Here is a 16,061-nt window from a genome sequence, read left to right as displayed (position 1 = left end):
CCCGCCGCGCCCATGGCGGGCGGCATCGCCGCGGCGCCCGGCTGCATCGCCGGCCGGACCGGCGCGGCCCCGCTGACGGAGACAAGGGTGGGGCGCGGCTTGGCGGCGAGGTTCGCCTCCATGCCGGTCGCGACGACAGACACGCGGATGCGCCCGTCCATCTCCTCCGAGATCGAGGAGCCGAAGATGATGTTCGCCTCCTCCTCGCCGACCTCCTTGCGGATGCGGTTTGCGGCCTCGTCGACCTCGAACAGCGTCATGTCCATGCCGCCGGTAATGTTGATGAGCACCGCCTTGGCCCCCTTCATCGAGGCTTCCTCGAGGAGCGGGTTCGAGATCGCGCTCTCCGCCGCGCGCGTCGCGCGGTCGTCGCCGTCGGCCTCGCCCGTGCCCATCATCGCCTTGCCCATCTCGGCCATTACCGAGCGGATGTCGGCGAAGTCGAGGTTCACGACGCCAGGGTTGACGATCAGGTCGGTCACGCCGCGGACGCCCATGTAGAGGACGTTGTCGGCCATCTTGAAGGCCTCGGCGAAGGTCGTCCGGTCGTTCGCAAGCCGGAACAGGTTCTGGTTCGGGATGACGATCAGCGTGTCGACGACGGCCTGGAGCTCCTCGATGCCCTGCTCGGCCGAGCGGCGGCGCTTCTGCCCCTCGAACTCGAACGGCTTGGTGACGACGCCGACGGTGAGGATGCCGCGCTCGCGGGCGATGCGGGCGACCACCGGCGCGGCCCCGGTGCCCGTCCCGCCGCCCATGCCGGCGGTGATGAACACCATGTGGCTGCCGGCGAGGTGCGAGGCGATCTCTTCCATCGCCTCCTCGGCCGCGCCGCGCCCGATGTCGGGCCGCCCGCCGGCGCCGAGCCCCTGCGTGAGATGGGGCCCGAGCTGGATGCGGCGCTCGGCGCGCGAGTGCATCAGGCTCTGCGCATCGGTGTTGGCGACGATGAACTCCACGCCCTCGAGCTGCGAGGCGATCATGTTGTTCACCGCGTTCGAGCCGCCCCCGCCGACACCGACGACGGTGATGCGGGGCTGGAAGTCGGTCATTGCCTGGGGCGGCATGGTGAGCGTGATAGCCATCGGGACGTCTCCTTCAGCGGCGTTCGCTTGAGCTGGCGGTTGGCGTGGCGTTCTTCGTGAGGGGGGCTGCGCGCATCGGCCTTAGAGCCTCTCGCGCAGCCAGGTGGCGATTCGGGCGACGAGCCCCGGCGGCGCGGCGTGGCCGGCAGGGGCGAGGTCTCGGGCGATCTGGCCCTCGGTCGCGGCCCAGACGAGCAGGCCGACGGGAACGGCAAAGGCGGGGCCCGACGCGCTGTCGGGCAGGCCACGCGGGCTCGGCGGGCGACCGTTGCGCACCTGCTTGTCGAGGATCTGCGCGGCGAGGTCGCGCACGCCGATGAGCTGGCTCGCCCCGCCCGTCAGCACCACGCGGCGGCCGGCGGCACGGCCGAGCCCGGCATCGTCGAGCCGCGCGCGCACGAGTTCGAACGTCTCCTCGAGGCGGGGGCGGATGATGCCGACCAGCATCGAGCGCGGCACCTTGGCGATCGCGTGATCGTCCTCGCCGACGAGCGGCACGGGAAGGAGCTCACGGTCGTCCTCCGGCACGGCCTGGGTCGAGCCGTGCAGCGTCTTCATCCGTTCCGCGTGGGCAATCGTGGTGGATAGCCCGCGCGCGATGTCGTTCGTCACATGCTGGCCGCCGATCGGCAGCACATCGGTGTGCTGGAGCTGGCCGTCAGCGAACACGGCGAGCGAGGTCGTGCCGCCGCCCATGTCGACGACGGTGACGCCGAGCTCGCGCTCGTCCTCGACGAGCGAGGCGAGGCCTGCGGCGAAGGGGGCGGCGACCATCGCCTCGATGTCGAGGTCGCAGCGCGCGAGGCAGGAGGCGAGGTTGCGCAGCGTGCCGACGGTTGCGTCGACCACGTGCAGCCGCGCCGCAAGCGTCTCGCACACCATGCCGCGCGGGTCCTTCACGCCGCCCGTGCCGTCCACCGCGTAGGAGAGCGGGATCGCATGGATCACCTCGCGCCCTTCGGCATAGGCACGCGCGCGGCCCTCGGCGACGATGCGGCGGAGCGAGGTGTCGTCTGCCGCGTGGCCGCCGAGATGGAGCTGCACCGTGACGTGCCGGCTCTCCGGCTGGCCGCAGGAGAGGTTGGCGACGACCTCGCGCACCTGGGTGTCGGCGAGCTCCTCGGCCTGCGCCACGGCGGCGCGGATCGAGGCCTCGGCGAGCTCGAGATCGACGACCGAGCCTGCACGGATGCCCCGCGAGCGGTGATGGCCGACGGACAGCACGCGCAGATGCCCGTCGCTTTCCACCCGCCCGATCAGGCAGGTGATCTTGGTCGAGCCGATGTCGAGCGCCGCGAGCGTTCCCGACCCGCGCCGGAACCGCCCGCGCGAGGCAGGCGCGACCGGAAGGCCACGCTGATCGGCACCGGCATCCGCCAGCCCGCGGCGCGACATCTCGTTCATGGCCGCGTCTCCTTCATGTCGGCCGCCGTGCCGTGGTGCGCGCCCCGTTCGCCGGCGGCGGTTCCGGGGCCGGAACGGGGCGGAGCACCAGCCTGTCGGGCAGGCGCATGTCGATCGCGGCGAGGCCACGGTCGAGCAGACCGGCGTCGCGGTGAAGCGCCGCGAGGCGCTCGATCGCCGCCACCTCCGCCCCTTCCGGCAACAGGACATCCGCTCCCGAGGCGAGGCGGAGGTTCCATCGCCGCTCGGCGACGCGGATCGCCGCGGTGACGCGGAGCCTCACCTCGGGAAAACGCGCGATCTCGTCGAGCAGCGAGGCGGCGACCGGTGCGGCACCCGCGCCGACGACGAGAGGCAGTTCCGCGAAGGGCGCGACGTCGTTCTCGACGATCACCCGTCCCGTCCGGTCGATCAGTGCGAAGCGGCCCTGGCGCTGCCACAGCGCATACGGCGTGCGCTCGGTGACGACGACATGGATCTGCCGCGGCAGGCGCCGCTGCACCGTCGCGCTCTCGACCCAGTCGAGCGCCTCGACGCGCTCGCGCAGGATCGTCGGCGAGACGGCGAGGATCGGTGCCCCCCGCGAGAGCCCGATCGCGTCGAGAAGGTCAGCGCCCGAGGCGTGGCGGCGGCCTTCCACGGTGATCTCCTCCACCGAGAGGCCCCAGGAGGCGGTGAGGTCGAGCGCGGCGTCCTGCCAGGCCTCGACCGCGCGGCCCGGTTCCGCGGCACGCCAGAGCGCGACGGCGCCGCCGAAGCCGATGATGGCGATGGCGCCGAGCGCGATCGGGCGCGCATGCCTGCGCGCGCGCCTGAGCAGGAGCCGGATGCGGCCCGGCCGGCGGGTCTTGGCCGGTGCCTTCAGCCGCCGCATGACGCCTGCTCCACCATCCAGCGGCACAGGGCGGGGAAGCCGATGCCGCGATGCGCCGCCTGCTCGGGCAGCAGCGAGGTCGGCGTCAGCCCGGGCTGGGTATTGACCTCGAGAAGCACGAGGCGCCCAGGCTCGCCCGCTGTGTCGTCGTAGCGGAAGTCGGCCCGCGTCGCGCCGCGGCAGCCGAGCGCCTGATGCGCGGCGCGCGCGACATCGAGCGCCCGCGCATACGTGTCGGGGTGGATCGCTGCCGGAATGACGTGGCGGGAGCCGCCATCGGCGTACTTGGCCTCGTAGTCGTAGAAGCCGCCGCCCTGGAGCGCGGTGATGTCGGTCACGGCGAGCGGCGTGTCGCCCATCACCCCGACCGTCAGTTCCCGCCCCGGAACGTACTCCTCGACCATCGCGGCAGGCCCGTATTGCCAGGACCGCGCGATGTCCGCCCGGCGGTTGTCGCCGCCGCGCAGGATGTGCACGCCGACGGAGGACCCCTCGTTCACCGGCTTGACCACGTAGGGCAGCGGCATCGGGTCATCCGCGGAGAGGTCGGCGAGCGGCACGACGCGGCCCTTCGCCACGGGCAGGCCGGCCGCGACGAAGGCGGCCTTGGCGGCGGACTTGTCCATCGCGAGCGCCGAGGCGCGCACGCCGGAATGCGTGTAGGGAAGCTCCAGCCATTCGAGGATGCCCTGCACGCAGCCATCCTCGCCATAGCGTCCGTGCAGCGCGTTGAACACGACATCGGGCCGCGGCTCGGTCAGCGCCGTGACGAGCGCCTTCAGGTCGCGCGTGACCATCACCGGTGTCACGTCGAACCCTGCCTCCTTCAGCGCGGCGAGAACCTGCCGCCCCGAGGAAAGGCTGACTTCGCGCTCTGCGGAGAGCCCGCCGAAAAGCACGGCCACGCGCGTCATCGCGGCGCCTCCGAAAGTCCGGGAAGGGGCAGGCCGATGCGGCGGATCTCCCACTCGAGCGTCACACCCGTTGTGGCAGCGACGCGGCGGCGCACCTCTTCGCCGAGGCCCTCGATGTCTGCCGCCGTCGCGCCGCCGAGATTGAGCAGGAAGTTGCAATGCTTCTCCGACACCTGCGCTGCGCCGCGCATGAGGCCACGACAGCCGGCCCGGTCGATCAGTTCCCAGGCGCGTGGGCCTTCGGGCGGGTTCTTGAAGGTGCTTCCGCCGGTGCGCGCGCGCACGGGCTGCGTCGCCTCGCGGGCGGCCCGGATCGCTGCCATCGCCTCGGCGGTCGCCGCGCGGTCTCCCTCCGGGGCGCGCAGCCGCGCGGCGGTGACGATGGTGCCCTCGGGCAGGTCGGTGCGGCGGTAGTGGAAGCCGAGATCGTCGCGCCGCGCGCAGAAGCCCTCGCGCGTGACGATCTCCGCCCAATCGAGCACCGCGCCGGTCTCGCCACCATAGGCGCCGGCGTTCATCGCCACCGCCCCGCCGATCGTTCCGGGAATGCCGGACAGGAAGGCCAGCCCCTCGCGCCCGGCCTCGGCGGCCGTCTCGGCGACGGTGAGGTCGAGCGCGGCGGCACCGGCGACGAGCCCGCCCTCGTCGAGCGCGACGCGCGCGAAGGCTGCGGGAAGGCGGATGATGACGCCAGGCACGCCGCCGTCGCGCACGATCATGTTCGAACCCGCGCCGATGACGATCACCGGCACGGCGGGGTCGAGTGCGGCGAGGAAGCCGGCGAGGTCCTCCACATCGGCCGGGCGGAACAGCACCTCCGCCGCGCCGCCTGTGCGGAACCAGGTGAGCGGCCCGAGCTTCGCGTCCGCGATGAGGCGGCCGCGCACCTTGGGCAGGGTCTCGATCAGGTGCGGCGTCTTGCGGGCTGCGGACATCATGTCGTCGCCCCGTTCGCGCGGCGCGGAATCGCGGCCTGGAGCGCCGAGAGCTCGGCCGGGAGCGCATGCGCCCAGGTGGTGATCGTTCCGGCGCCGAGGCACACGACGTAGTCGCCCGGCCGCGCCATGGCATGGATCATCTCCGGCAGGTGCTCGGGCCCGGGCAGCGGCACGACCGAGCGGTGCCCGCGCGCCCGCAGTCCCTCGACGAGCGCGTCGCGGTCGATCCCCGCGATCGGCTGCTCGCCGGCCGCGTAGACGTCGGCGACGATCACCGTGCCCGCATCGTTCATGCAGGTGCAGAACTCCTCGAAGAGCGTCGCGAGCCGGGTGTAGCGGTGCGGCTGCACTACCGCGATCACGTCGCGCGCGCCGGCCTGGCGTGCGGCCTTCAGCACCGCGGCGATCTCCACCGGGTGGTGGCCGTAATCGTCGATCACCGAGATGCCGCCTGCCTCGCCCGTGCGGGTGAAGCGGCGCTTCACGCCCTTGAAGCCGAGAAGTGCGGTCCGGATCGTGTCCTCGGGGATCTCCATCTCGACGCCGACGGCGATGGCCGCAAGCGCGTTGGCGACGTTATGCGCGCCGAGCATCGGCAGGCGGAACGGCGCGAGCCGCCGCGCGCGGCCCGTATGCCGGTCGCCCACCAGGACCTCGAAGGTCGCGCCGAGACGGTCCATCACCAGCCGCTCTGCGCGCACATCGGCCTGCGGGCTGAACCCGTAGGTGACGATGCGGCGGTCGGAGAGGCGGGGGATCATCGCCTGTACCTCGGGGTGGTCGAGGCACAGCACCGCGAAGCCGTAGAAGGGGATGTTGCCGACGAACTGGGCGTAGCCCTCCTTCATCGCCTCGGCCGTTCCCCAATGGTCGAGATGCTCGGGGTCCATGTTGGTCACGACCGCGATGACGGCAGGAAGGCGGAGGAACGAGCCGTCGCTCTCGTCCGCCTCGACCACCATCCAGTCTCCCGCGCCGAGGCGGGTATTCGTTCCGTAGGCGTTGATGATGCCGCCGTTGATCACGGTGGGGTCGAGATGCGCGGCCTCGAGCACGGCCGAGATCAGGCTCGTCGTCGTCGTCTTGCCGTGCGTGCCGCCGATCGCGATCGACCAGCGAAGCCGCATGAGCTCGGCCAGCATCTCGGCCCGGCGGACGACGGGAATGAGCTGCGCCCGTGCGGCCGCCACCTCCGGGTTGTCGCGCTTGACGGCGGTGGAGACGACGACGACCTGTGCGTCGCCGAGATTGGCCGCGGCATGGCCGACCGTGACGGGAATGCCCGCCTCGCGCAGACGCCTGACCTGCGCGCCTTCGGCGATGTCGCTTCCCTGCACCTTGTAGCCGAGATTGTGCAGGACCTCGGCGATGCCCGACATGCCGATGCCGCCGATGCCGACGAAGTGGATCGTACCGATCGAGAGAGGCAGCGCCCTCATGCCGGCACCTCCGTGCTGGCGAGCGCGAGCACGGCGTCGGCGAGCGCATCGGCAGCGCCTGGCGTGCCGAGGCGTGCGGCGGCCTCGGCCATGGCGGCCAGCGTCCGCGGCTCCTCGGCGAACAGGAGGATGCGCGCGGCGAGATCGTCGGCCGTCAGCGCATGCTGGGCGATGGCGACCGCACCGCCGGCATCAGCGAGCGCGCGCGCATTCGCCGCCTGGTGATCGTCGATCGCGCCGGGAAGCGGCACGAGGATCGAGGGCCGGCCGGCGCAGGCGAGTTCGGACACGGTGGAGGCTCCGGCGCGGGCGATGACGAGATGGGCGGCGGCAAGCCGCGCGGCGATGTCGGAGAAGAAGGGCGCGACGGCTGCCGCGATGCCCGCGCCCACGAGCGCAGCCTCGACGCGCGGCGCATCCTCCGCACGCGCCTGCATCGTGACGGAGAGCCGCGCGCGCAGCGCCCCGGGCAGAAGCGAAAGCGCTGCCGGCACGACGTCGGACAGCGCGCGGGCGCCGAGGCTGCCGCCGATCACCACGAGGTTGAACGACCCCTCCGGCCCGGGGGCGGAGTAGCCTTCGCCGGCCAGCGCACGGATGGCGGGGCGGACGGGATTGCCCGTCACCAGCGTGGCCAGCGAGGGGGGAAGACGCGTCGTCTCCGCGAAGGAGAGCGCGAGCAGGTCGGCGATGTGGCTCAGCGCGCGGTTGGCGCGGCCGAGCACGGCGTTCTGCTCGTGGAGCACGATCCTTGGCCGCGAGTGGAGGGTGCGCGCGGCGAGAAGCGGCGGCACGGAGGGGTAGCCGCCGAAGCCGACCACCGCAGCCGCGCCGATACGCGAGAGGATCGCGCGCGCCGCAAGCGTGCCGCGGCAGAGCGCTAGAGCCGCGCGGGGCGCCCGCGCGAGGCCGCGCCCTGCGAGCCCTTCAGCCGGGATCACATGCGTCTCGACGCCCGCAAAGCCCGGGCCGAGGCGTGTGGCGGTGCGCGCATCGGTGAACAGCACCGGCCTCTGTCCGCGCGCCGCAAGCGCGGCGGCGAGCGCTTCGGCGGGGAAGAGATGTCCGCCCGTGCCGCCGGCGGCGATCGCGACGGGTCTCAGCATCGTCCCCCTCATCCCGCCTCTCCGTGGTGGCGGCGCCGCGTGAGCGCGAGCAGCATCCCCATGCCGAGCGCCACCGCGAACACCGAGGAGCCGCCATAGGAGACGAAGGGCAGCGTCATCCCCTTGGTGGGGATCAGGTGAAGCGACGAGGCCATGTTGATGAAGGCCTGCAGCCCGAACTGCGTGAGCAGCCCCGTACCGGCGATCATCACGAACGGGTCGGTCTCGGAGAGGAGGCGCACGAAGCCGCGGATCACCACGAAGGCGAACAGCCCGACGATGACGAGGCAGACGAGCATGCCGAACTCCTCGCCCGCGACGGCGAAGACGAAATCGGCATGCGCGTCGGGCAGGATGTTCTTCACCCGGCCCTCGCCCGGCCCGCGGCCGACGAGCCCGCCATGCGCGAAGGCCTCGAGCGCGGTCGCCACCTGGTAGTTGTCGCCCGAGCTCGGGTCGAGGAACCGGTGCACGCGGCTCTGCACGTGCGGGAAGAAGGAGTAGGCCGCCACGGCAACGCCGGCGACGACCCCGCCGAGCACACCGACCCAGAAGATGCGCAGCCCGGCGACGAACCACTGGGCGAGGAACACCCCGGTGACGACCGCCGCCATGCCGATGTCGGGCTGCATCTTCAGCACGCCGAGGACGAGTGCGAGAAGCAGGCACGCACCCGCCGCGCCGATCGCCCGCTGCGCCCTCTGCCCCTCCGCGAACAGCCAGGCCGCGAGCACCGCGAAGCAGGGCTTGAGGAACTCCGACGGCTGCAGCGACATGCCCGGAAGCGAGATCCAGCGCCGCGCACCCTTGATCTCTGCGCCGACGACGAGCGTCGCCGCCGTCAGCGCGAATGCCGCCGCGAAGCCGGCGAGGGCCAGGCGCCGTACACCGCGCGGCCCGAGCAGGCTGACGCCGAGCATGACGGCCGCGGCCGCGGGGAGGTAGACGAGTTGCTTGCGCACGAAGGCGTAGGCATCGAGGCCGATGCGCTCTGCCACCGCCGGGCTCGCCGCCACCGTCATCAGCATGCCGACGGCGATGAGAAGCGCGAGCGCGGTGAGCGTCAGGCGGTCGACCGTCCACCACCAGCGGCCGAGCACGGAGCCATCGGCGCGGGCGAGCGCGGTCATGACGCGACCCCGCAGGAAGGGGCCTGGGCGGCAAGGGCGGCGGCGTGGCGGGCGAAGGCCTCGCCACGCGCCTCGAAATTGGGGAACTGGTCGAAGCTCGCGCAGGCAGGCGAGAGAAGCACCACCGCCGGTGCCTCGCGCCGCGCCGCGGCGAATGCGTCCGCCACTGCCCGCTCGAGCGTTCCGGAGACGGTATGGGCAACGCCTGCGGCCGACAGGGTCGCGGCGAAGTCCCCGGCCGCCTCGCCGATCAGGAAGGCCTGGGCGATGCGCGGGAAATACGGCGCGAGCGGGGCGATGCCGCCCTCTTTGGCCCTGCCTCCTGCGATCCAGAACAGGCGCGGGTAGCAGCCGAGCGCGCGGGACGCGGCGTCGGCGTTCGTCGCCTTGCTGTCGTTGATGAAGCGCACGCCCGCGATCTCGGCGACCGGCTGCTGGCGGTGTGGCAGGCCGGGGAAGCAGGAGATGCCATCGGCGATCGCCACCGGCCCGAGGCCGAGCGAGCGAGCCAGCGCCGTGGCGGCGGCGGCGTTCTGGGCGTTATGCGACCCAGGCAGCGTCGGGTGCCCGACGAGGCTCGCGACCCGGATGGGCGAGGGGCCGCGCGCATCGATCACCCGCCCCTCTGCGGCATGGATGCCCCCCGGCACGGCGCGGAGGCCCGAGACGCGGATCAGCCTCGCCGGGCCGGAGGCAAGCTCGTCGGCCATCGCGGCCGAAGGCGCGTCGTCGACGCCCACCACCGCCGTGCAGGTCCCGTCCTGCCGGTCGAAGATGTGGCGCTTGGCAGCGGCGTAGCCGGCCATGTCGCCATGGCGGTCGAGATGGTCGGCGCTGAGGTTGAGCATCGCGGCCGCATCGAACCGGATCGTCGCGAGTCGCTCCAACATGTAGGACGACATTTCGAGGGCGTAGACCCCGTCCGACCCCAATATCTTGAGGGCAAGGGCAGGAGGGCCGAGATTCGCCCCCGCTTCGACGGCGAGGCCGGCGCGGCGGAGGATGTGGGCTAGCAGCGCAGTAGTGGTGCTCTTGCCGTTGGTTCCGGTGATGCCCGCGAACCGGGCGCGGGAGCCCGTCGCCCGCACGGCCCGGTAGAGAAGCTCGACATCGGAGAGGATCGGCACGCCCGCTTCCTGCGCCATTGCAGCGACCGGGTGGGGTTTCGGCAGGCGGTGCGGGATTCCGGGGGAGAGGACCAGCGCGTCCACACCCTCCAGGTTCCGCCGCTCGAGCGCGACGACCGCAACGCCCTCGGCCCGCGCGGCGTCGCGCGCTGCCTCGCCGTCGTCCCACGCCTTGACCTCCGCACCCCAGGCGGCAAGCCTGGTCGCCGCGGCGAGCCCGGCGCGGCCGAGGCCGACCACGGCGAAGCGGCGTCCGGCGAACAGGGCGGGTTCGGCCGCGGCGCTCATCGCAGCTTCAGCGTCGAGAGGCCGACCAGCGCCAGCACCATGGCGATGATCCAGAAGCGGATGACGATGGTGCTTTCCGCCCAGCCCTTCTTCTCGAAATGGTGGTGCAGCGGGGCCATCCGGAACACCCGCTTGCCGGTCAGCTTGAACGAGGCGACCTGCACGATCACCGACACGGTCTCGAGCACGAACAGGCCGCCGACAATGGCGAGCACGATCTCGTGCTTGGTCGCGACCGCGATGGAGCCGAGCGCGCCGCCGAGGGCGAGGCTTCCCGTGTCGCCCATGAACACCATCGCCGGCGGCGCGTTGAACCAGAGGAACCCCATGCCCGCACCGATCAGCGCGGCGCAGAGCACGGCGAGCTCGCCCGCGCCGGGGACGAAGTTGATCTGAAGGTAGTTCGAGAACACGGCATTGCCGGTGAGATAGGCGATCAGCGCGAAGCAGCCGGCGGCGATCATCACCGGGACGATCGCGAGGCCGTCGAGACCGTCCGTCAGGTTCACGGCGTTCGACGCGCCCATCATCACGAACATCGCGAACAGCGGAAAGAGCAGCCCGAGCGGGATCAGTGCGTCCTTCAGCACGGGCAGGGCGAGCGCGGTGTTCAGCGGCGGGCGCGTCGCCCACATGATCAGCAGCGCGGCTGCGAGCCCGATGCCCGCCTGCACGGCGAGCTTCACCTTGCCGGGCACGCCGCGGGTGTTGCGCTTGGTCACCTTCAGGAAATCGTCGGCGAAGCCGAGCAGCCCGTATCCCCCGGTGACGAGAAGCACCGCCCAGACATAGAGGTTGCGTAGATCGGCCCAGAGAAGCGTCGAGACGGCGAGCGCGAGCAGGATGAGCACGCCGCCCATTGTCGGCGTGCCGCGCTTTCCGAGAAGATGCGCCTCCGTCATGTACTGCTCGCGCATCGGCTGGCCCTGCGCCTGCAGGCTGCGCAGCCGGCGGATCACCATCGGGCCGGCGGCGAAGGCGATGAAGAGGGCCGTCATGCACGCCGCGCCGGAGCGGAACGTCAGGTAGCGGAAGAGGTTGAACAGGATGAAGTCGTCCGCGAGAGGGGTGAAGAGATGGAACAGCATTCAGCTCTTCCCTCCCTTCGACTCGCCCGCGAGCGCATCGGCGAGCGGGCCCATGCGGCTGCCGAGCGAGCCTTTCACCAGCACCACGTCTCCTGGCCGCACGGCGAGGCGCACGATCGGCAGAAGGGCGGCGCTGTCGGGTGCGTAGCCGCCGCGCAGCCCGGCGGGAAGCGCATCGTAGAGGTGGCGCATCAGCGGGCCGCAGCAGAAGACATGGTCGATCCGCGCAGCGAGGATCGGCCCGGCGAGCCCGCGATGCTCCTCCTCGCCCCGCGCGCCGAGCTCGCGCATGTCGCCGAGCACGGCGATGCGCCGCACCCCCGGCGCATCGGCGAGCACCGCCAGCGCCGCGCGCACCGAGGGCGGCGAGGCGTTGTAGCTGTCATCGAGAAGCAGCGCCTCGCCATCCGCGAGCACGATCGGCCTGCGGCGGCCGCGGCCCGGCGGCGGGACAAGTGCTGCGAGCGCAGGCAGCGCCGCCTCGGGCGAGGCACCAGCGGCGAACACGGCGGCAAGGACGGCGCAGGCATTCTGCGCCGCATGTACCCCGGGGGTCGCGAGCACGAGCTCGAGCTCGCGGCCGAGCAGGGTGATGTGCGCGCGCGTCGACCAGCCTTCGGTGGACCAGGCGCGAAGCCGCACATCGGCCCGCTCATCGGTGCCGAAGGAGAGGACGCGACCCACGCCATAGGCATGCGCCGCCGCAGCGAGGCGCTCGAAATGCCGGTTGTCGCGGTTCAGCACCACCGCCCCGCCAGGCTCGAGCCCGGCCATGATCGCGGCCTTCTCGTCGGCGATGCCCTCCTCGTCGGCGAAGAACTCGATATGCACTGCCTCGACGGTGGTGATCACCGCGACATGCGGCCGCGCGAGCTGCGCGAGCGGGGCGATCTCGCCGGGGTGGTTCATGCCGATCTCGATCACCGCGAACTGCGAGGCAGGCGGCATGCGCGCGAGCGTCAGCGGAACGCCGATGTGGTTGTTGTAGGACGCCGAGGCGGCATGCGTCTGGCCCTGGGCGCCGAGGGCGGCGGCGAGCGCCTCCTTCGTGCTCGTCTTGCCGACCGAGCCGGTGACGCCGATGACCGTTGCCGCGCTCCGCTCCCGCGCGGCGCGCCCGAGGCCGCGCAGGCCATCGAGCGTGTCGCCCACGCGCAGAAGCGGACGGTCGCTGCCGAGGCCAGGCGGGTCGGCAGAGACCATCGCCGCCGCCGCACCCATACGGAACGCATCGGTGACGAAATCATGCCCGTCGCGCGTGTCGTTCAGCGCGACGAAGAGGTCTCCCGCGGCGAGGCTCCGCGTGTCGATCGACACGCCCGTCGCCGCGAACGGGTGCGAGGCGACCCCGCCCGTCGCGGCCGCTGCCTCGGCGGAGCTCCAGAGTGCCCCGGTCATCCGCGCCGCCCGGCCGCCGCGCGCGCGACGGTCGCGTCGTCGAAGGGGATGATCCGCCCGGCGATCTCCTGGCCCTGCTCATGCCCCTTGCCGGCGATCACGAGCACGTCTCCCGCGCCCAGCGTGGCGATGGCGGAGGAGATCGCTTCCTCCCGCCCGCGGATCTCCTCCGCTTCCGGGCTGACGGCGCGGGCGCCGGCGAGCACGGCCGCGCGGATCAGCGCGGGGTCCTCGCTTCGGGGGTTGTCGTCGGTGATGACGACGCGGTCCGCGCCCCGCGCGGCGGCCTCGCCCATCAGCGGGCGCTTGCCTGGATCCCGGTCCCCGCCCGCGCCGACGACGATGGCGAGCCTCCCCGCCGCATGCGGGCGGAGCGCGGCGAGAACCGTCTCGATCGCATCCGGCGTGTGCGCGTAGTCGACATAGACCGTCGCGCCGTTGCCGAGCACGGCGACGCGCTCGATCCGCCCGCGCACGCCGGCAAGGCCCGGCAGAAGCGCGAATACCGCTTCTGCCTCCGCCCCCGTCGCGATCGCGAGCATCGCGGCGGTGAGCGCGTTGGTTCCCTGGAACCCGACGAGCGGCAGGAGAACCTCGCGCCTGCGCCCCGCATGGGTCAGCGTGATGGCCTGGCCGTCGGCGCGCGGAACGGAGGCCTCGACCCCGATCGCCACGCCGCCGACGCCGACCGTGTGAAGACGGAGCCGCCGCCGCGCGCAGATCTCGGCGAGCCGCGCGAGCGCCGCGGCGGGAAGAGCCGTCTGCGCGACGGCAGGCGCGCCTTCGGGCAGAAGCGTGTCGAACAGCCTCAGCTTCGCCGCGAGATAGGCGTCCATCGTCCCGTGATAGTCGAGATGGTCGCGCGTGAAGGTAGCGAAGGCGCCGGCGGAGAGATGCACGCCATCGAGCCGGCGCTGGTCGAGCCCGTGCGAGGAGGCCTCGATGGCGGCATGGTCGATGCCCGTGCGCGCGAGCGAGGCGAGGGTGGCGGCGAGCGCGACGGGGTCGGGCGTGGTCAGCCCCGGCCCCGCGTCGTGGCCGGGGGCGACGAGGCCGAGCGTGCCGAGCGAGGCGGCGCGGCCCTCGTGCAGCGCAGCCCAGATCTGGCGCAGGAAATCGGCCGTGCTCGTCTTGCCGTTCGTGCCGGTGATCGCGGCGATGGTGCGCGGCTGCGCGCCGTGGAACGCGGCGGCGATCAGGGCGAGGCGGCGGCGCGGATCGGCATCCTCGATCAGGGGCCGCGGCGGCACCGCGGGCGGCCAGGCGGTTCCCTCCGGCGCGAGGATCGCGGCAGCGCCACGCGCCACCGCATCGGCGATGAAGGCGCGGCCATCGGCACGCACGCCGGGAAGGGCTGCGAAGAGATAACCGGGACGTACGGCACGGCTGTCTGCGGTGATGCCGGCGATCACCACCGAGGCATCGCCCCCGCGCAGCCCCGTTGCTGATCCGGTTGCGGCCATGAGCTCAATGAGCCGTGACACGGCGCTCGCCCCCGGCGGGCGACACGGACTGCGCGGCGGCGCGCTGCGGCGCGGCCGCAGTGGCACGGGCCGGGCGCGCGGGCTGGAGCGGCATCACGAGCGCTGCCTTCAGCGCATCCGTCTCAGGCTGCGGCTGGATACCGAGGATCGGGCCGACCTGGGAGATCACCTCCTGCGCCGCGGGTGCGGCGACCCACCCGCCGGTCGCGTAGCCAGCCGTGTCGCGCCGACCCTTCGGCTCGTCCACCATGAGGTAGACGACGTAGCGCGGGTCATGGCTCGGGAAGATGCCGGTGAAGGACGAGATGCGCGCGTTCAGGAGGTAGCCGCCGCGCGGCCCGACCTTCTGCGCCGTACCCGTCTTGCCGCCGACGAAGTAGCCCGGAACGTCCGCGCCCTTGCCCGTGCCCTCGGTCACGGCGAGGCGCATCAACCGCCTGAGCGTGTCCGAGGTCTCGGTTCGGATCACGCGGGTGCCGCGCGCGGGCGCCTGAGGCTCGCGGGCGAGGATCGTGGGGCGATGCAGGACGCCGCCATTGACCATCGCCGCCGTCGCGGTCGCCACCGCAAGCGGGCTGATCGAGATGCCGTGGCCGTAGCTGATGGTCAGCGTGTTGATCTCGCGCCAGGTGTTGCCGCGCGGATAGAGCGGGGCGGCGACCTCCGCGAGTTCGATGCCGGGGCGCGACAGCAGCCCCATCCGCTCGACGAAGGCGCGGTGGCGCGGCACGCCGACATCGAGCGCCATCTTCGCTGTGCCGATGTTGGAGGAGTAGGCGAAGATCTCCGGCACCGTCAGCCAGCGATTCTTGCCCTTGAAGTCAGAGATGGTGAAGCGCCCCTGGCGGATCGGGCGCGAGGCATCGTAGCCGCCCCAGATCGTCGTGGTGCCGAGCTCGAGCGCCATGCCGGTGGTGATGAGCTTGAAGGTGCTTCCTGGCTCGTACACACCGACGGTGATGCGGTTGAAGCGCTGGTCGTTCGTCGCGGTGCCGACATCGCCCGGCAGGTAGTCGGGCAGGCTCACCATGCCGATGACCTCGCCCGAGCGGACATCCATCACCACGCCCGCGCCGCCGATCGCGTCGAACCGGGCGATGGCCCCGGCGATCGCCTCGCGCAGAACGTGCTGGACGCGCACGTCGATCGAGAGCGTCACCGGCTCGGCCGGCGCCTCGCGCAGCCGCTGGTCGAAGAACCGCTCGACGCCGGCGATGCCGTTTCCGTCCACGTCCGTGCCGCCGAGCACGTGCACGGCGGCGCGCCCCTGCGGATAGACGCGCCGCTCCGCCCTCTCGAAGTAGAGGCCGGGAATGCCGAGGCGGTTGACCGCGTCCTGCTCGCGCGGGGCGAGGTGGCGGCGAATGTAGACGAAGGAGCGCTCGCCCGAGAGCCGCTCGGTCAGCGCCGGGACGTCGAGGCCAGGAAGCACGCCGGCGAGCGCCTTCGCCGCCTCTGCGGGGTCGATGATCTGGCGGGGGTTGGCGTAGAGCGCGACGGTGGGAAGCGACACGGCGAGGATCACGCCGTTGCGGTCGGTGATCGAGGCGCGGGAGACCGGCGGCTCGGGGTCGATCGCGGCGACCGGCGGGGTCGACTGGCGCGGCTCCTGGCCGGTGAAGACGGTCGCGTCAGCGAGCCTGGCGGCGACGGCGAGATAGAGGATGCCGAACAGGCCCGCGCCGACCATCAGGCGCGCGCGGGCGCGGTCGAGCTGCGCGCGGCGGCGGCCATCGGCGACGATCGGGGCGGGCGGCTTCGCGCCGCGCCAGGGCGTGAGCGCGCG

The 16,061-nt window shown here is 72.4% G+C and carries 13 protein-coding genes; all 13 read right to left on the bottom strand.

The features are described 5' to 3' along the window. On the bottom strand, positions 1 to 1,085 hold a 1,085-nt coding region (ftsZ, locus tag FIF60_RS20290), incomplete at its 3' end, for a cell division protein FtsZ (protein WP_144300113.1). A gap of 81 nt (positions 1,086 to 1,166) precedes the next feature. Beyond that, on the bottom strand, positions 1,167 to 2,489 hold the full coding sequence (gene ftsA, locus FIF60_RS20285) for a cell division protein FtsA (protein WP_144300112.1): 1,323 nt from the start codon (positions 2,487 to 2,489) through the stop codon (positions 1,167 to 1,169). Positions 2,490 to 2,502: 13 nt separating this feature from the next. Beyond that, complete coding sequence (locus tag FIF60_RS20280; RefSeq protein ID WP_144300111.1) at positions 2,503 to 3,363, bottom strand: cell division protein FtsQ/DivIB; 861 nt, start codon at positions 3,361 to 3,363, stop codon at positions 2,503 to 2,505. After that, entirely contained in the window at positions 3,351 to 4,277 is a 927-nt protein-coding gene (locus tag FIF60_RS20275; protein ID WP_144300110.1) for a D-alanine--D-alanine ligase, read from the bottom strand. The genes FIF60_RS20280 and FIF60_RS20275 overlap by 13 nt, the downstream gene beginning before the upstream one ends. Then, positions 4,274 to 5,212 (bottom strand): UDP-N-acetylmuramate dehydrogenase, encoded by a 939-nt coding sequence (murB, locus tag FIF60_RS20270; RefSeq protein ID WP_144300115.1) that lies wholly within the window; start codon positions 5,210 to 5,212, stop codon positions 4,274 to 4,276. Before murB ends, FIF60_RS20275 begins: the two co-directional genes overlap by 4 nt. Further along, on the bottom strand, positions 5,212 to 6,654 hold the full coding sequence (gene murC, locus FIF60_RS20265; protein WP_144300109.1) for a UDP-N-acetylmuramate--L-alanine ligase: 1,443 nt from the start codon (positions 6,652 to 6,654) through the stop codon (positions 5,212 to 5,214). The genes murB and murC overlap by 1 nt, the downstream gene beginning before the upstream one ends. After that, positions 6,651 to 7,760, bottom strand: coding sequence for an undecaprenyldiphospho-muramoylpentapeptide beta-N-acetylglucosaminyltransferase (gene murG, locus FIF60_RS20260; protein ID WP_144300108.1), 1,110 nt, complete (start codon positions 7,758 to 7,760; stop codon positions 6,651 to 6,653). Before murG ends, murC begins: the two co-directional genes overlap by 4 nt. Before the next feature lie 8 nt (positions 7,761 to 7,768). Continuing rightward, positions 7,769 to 8,890 (bottom strand): FtsW/RodA/SpoVE family cell cycle protein, encoded by a 1,122-nt coding sequence (locus tag FIF60_RS20255; protein ID WP_144300107.1) that lies wholly within the window; start codon positions 8,888 to 8,890, stop codon positions 7,769 to 7,771. Beyond that, positions 8,887 to 10,305, bottom strand: a complete 1,419-nt coding sequence (murD, locus tag FIF60_RS20250; protein ID WP_144300106.1) for a UDP-N-acetylmuramoyl-L-alanine--D-glutamate ligase — start codon at positions 10,303 to 10,305, stop codon at positions 8,887 to 8,889. The genes FIF60_RS20255 and murD overlap by 4 nt, the downstream gene beginning before the upstream one ends. Continuing rightward, a complete protein-coding gene (mraY, locus tag FIF60_RS20245) occupies positions 10,302 to 11,393 on the bottom strand; it encodes a phospho-N-acetylmuramoyl-pentapeptide-transferase (protein ID WP_144300105.1) in 1,092 nt (363 codons plus the stop codon). Before mraY ends, murD begins: the two co-directional genes overlap by 4 nt. Continuing rightward, positions 11,394 to 12,791: a UDP-N-acetylmuramoylalanyl-D-glutamyl-2,6-diaminopimelate--D-alanyl-D-alanine ligase gene (locus tag FIF60_RS20240; protein ID WP_144300104.1), complete on the bottom strand. Its 1,398-nt coding sequence runs from the start codon at positions 12,789 to 12,791 to the stop codon at positions 11,394 to 11,396. Further along, entirely contained in the window at positions 12,788 to 14,254 is a 1,467-nt protein-coding gene (locus FIF60_RS20235) for a UDP-N-acetylmuramoyl-L-alanyl-D-glutamate--2,6-diaminopimelate ligase (RefSeq protein WP_144300114.1), read from the bottom strand. Before FIF60_RS20235 ends, FIF60_RS20240 begins: the two co-directional genes overlap by 4 nt. A gap of 4 nt (positions 14,255 to 14,258) precedes the next feature. Then, a partial coding sequence (locus tag FIF60_RS20230; protein WP_144300103.1) for a peptidoglycan D,D-transpeptidase FtsI family protein occupies positions 14,259 to 16,061 on the bottom strand: 1,803 nt, incomplete at its 5' end.

It is taken from the genome of Elioraea rosea (assembly GCF_007644105.1).
Classification (GTDB): domain Bacteria; phylum Pseudomonadota; class Alphaproteobacteria; order Acetobacterales; family Acetobacteraceae; genus Elioraea_A; species Elioraea_A rosea.
The sequence above is the reverse complement of the archived record's forward strand: the minus strand, read 5'-3'. Positions and strand labels throughout refer to the sequence as shown.

Coding starts and splice junctions, on each gene's coding strand:
- murG (WP_144300108.1), bottom strand. CDS start 7,760: ATGCTGAGACCCGTCGCGATCGCCGCCGGCGGCACGGGCGGACATCTC.
- murD (WP_144300106.1), bottom strand. CDS start 10,305: ATGAGCGCCGCGGCCGAACCCGCCCTGTTCGCCGGACGCCGCTTCGCC.
- murC (WP_144300109.1), bottom strand. CDS start 6,654: ATGAGGGCGCTGCCTCTCTCGATCGGTACGATCCACTTCGTCGGCATC.
- FIF60_RS20275 (WP_144300110.1), bottom strand. CDS start 4,277: ATGACGCGCGTGGCCGTGCTTTTCGGCGGGCTCTCCGCAGAGCGCGAA.
- ftsA (WP_144300112.1), bottom strand. CDS start 2,489: ATGAACGAGATGTCGCGCCGCGGGCTGGCGGATGCCGGTGCCGATCAG.
- FIF60_RS20240 (WP_144300104.1), bottom strand. CDS start 12,791: ATGACCGGGGCACTCTGGAGCTCCGCCGAGGCAGCGGCCGCGACGGGC.
- FIF60_RS20235 (WP_144300114.1), bottom strand. CDS start 14,254: ATGGCCGCAACCGGATCAGCAACGGGGCTGCGCGGGGGCGATGCCTCG.
- mraY (WP_144300105.1), bottom strand. CDS start 11,393: ATGCTGTTCCATCTCTTCACCCCTCTCGCGGACGACTTCATCCTGTTC.
- FIF60_RS20280 (WP_144300111.1), bottom strand. CDS start 3,363: ATGCGGCGGCTGAAGGCACCGGCCAAGACCCGCCGGCCGGGCCGCATC.
- murB (WP_144300115.1), bottom strand. CDS start 5,212: ATGTCCGCAGCCCGCAAGACGCCGCACCTGATCGAGACCCTGCCCAAG.
- FIF60_RS20255 (WP_144300107.1), bottom strand. CDS start 8,890: ATGACCGCGCTCGCCCGCGCCGATGGCTCCGTGCTCGGCCGCTGGTGG.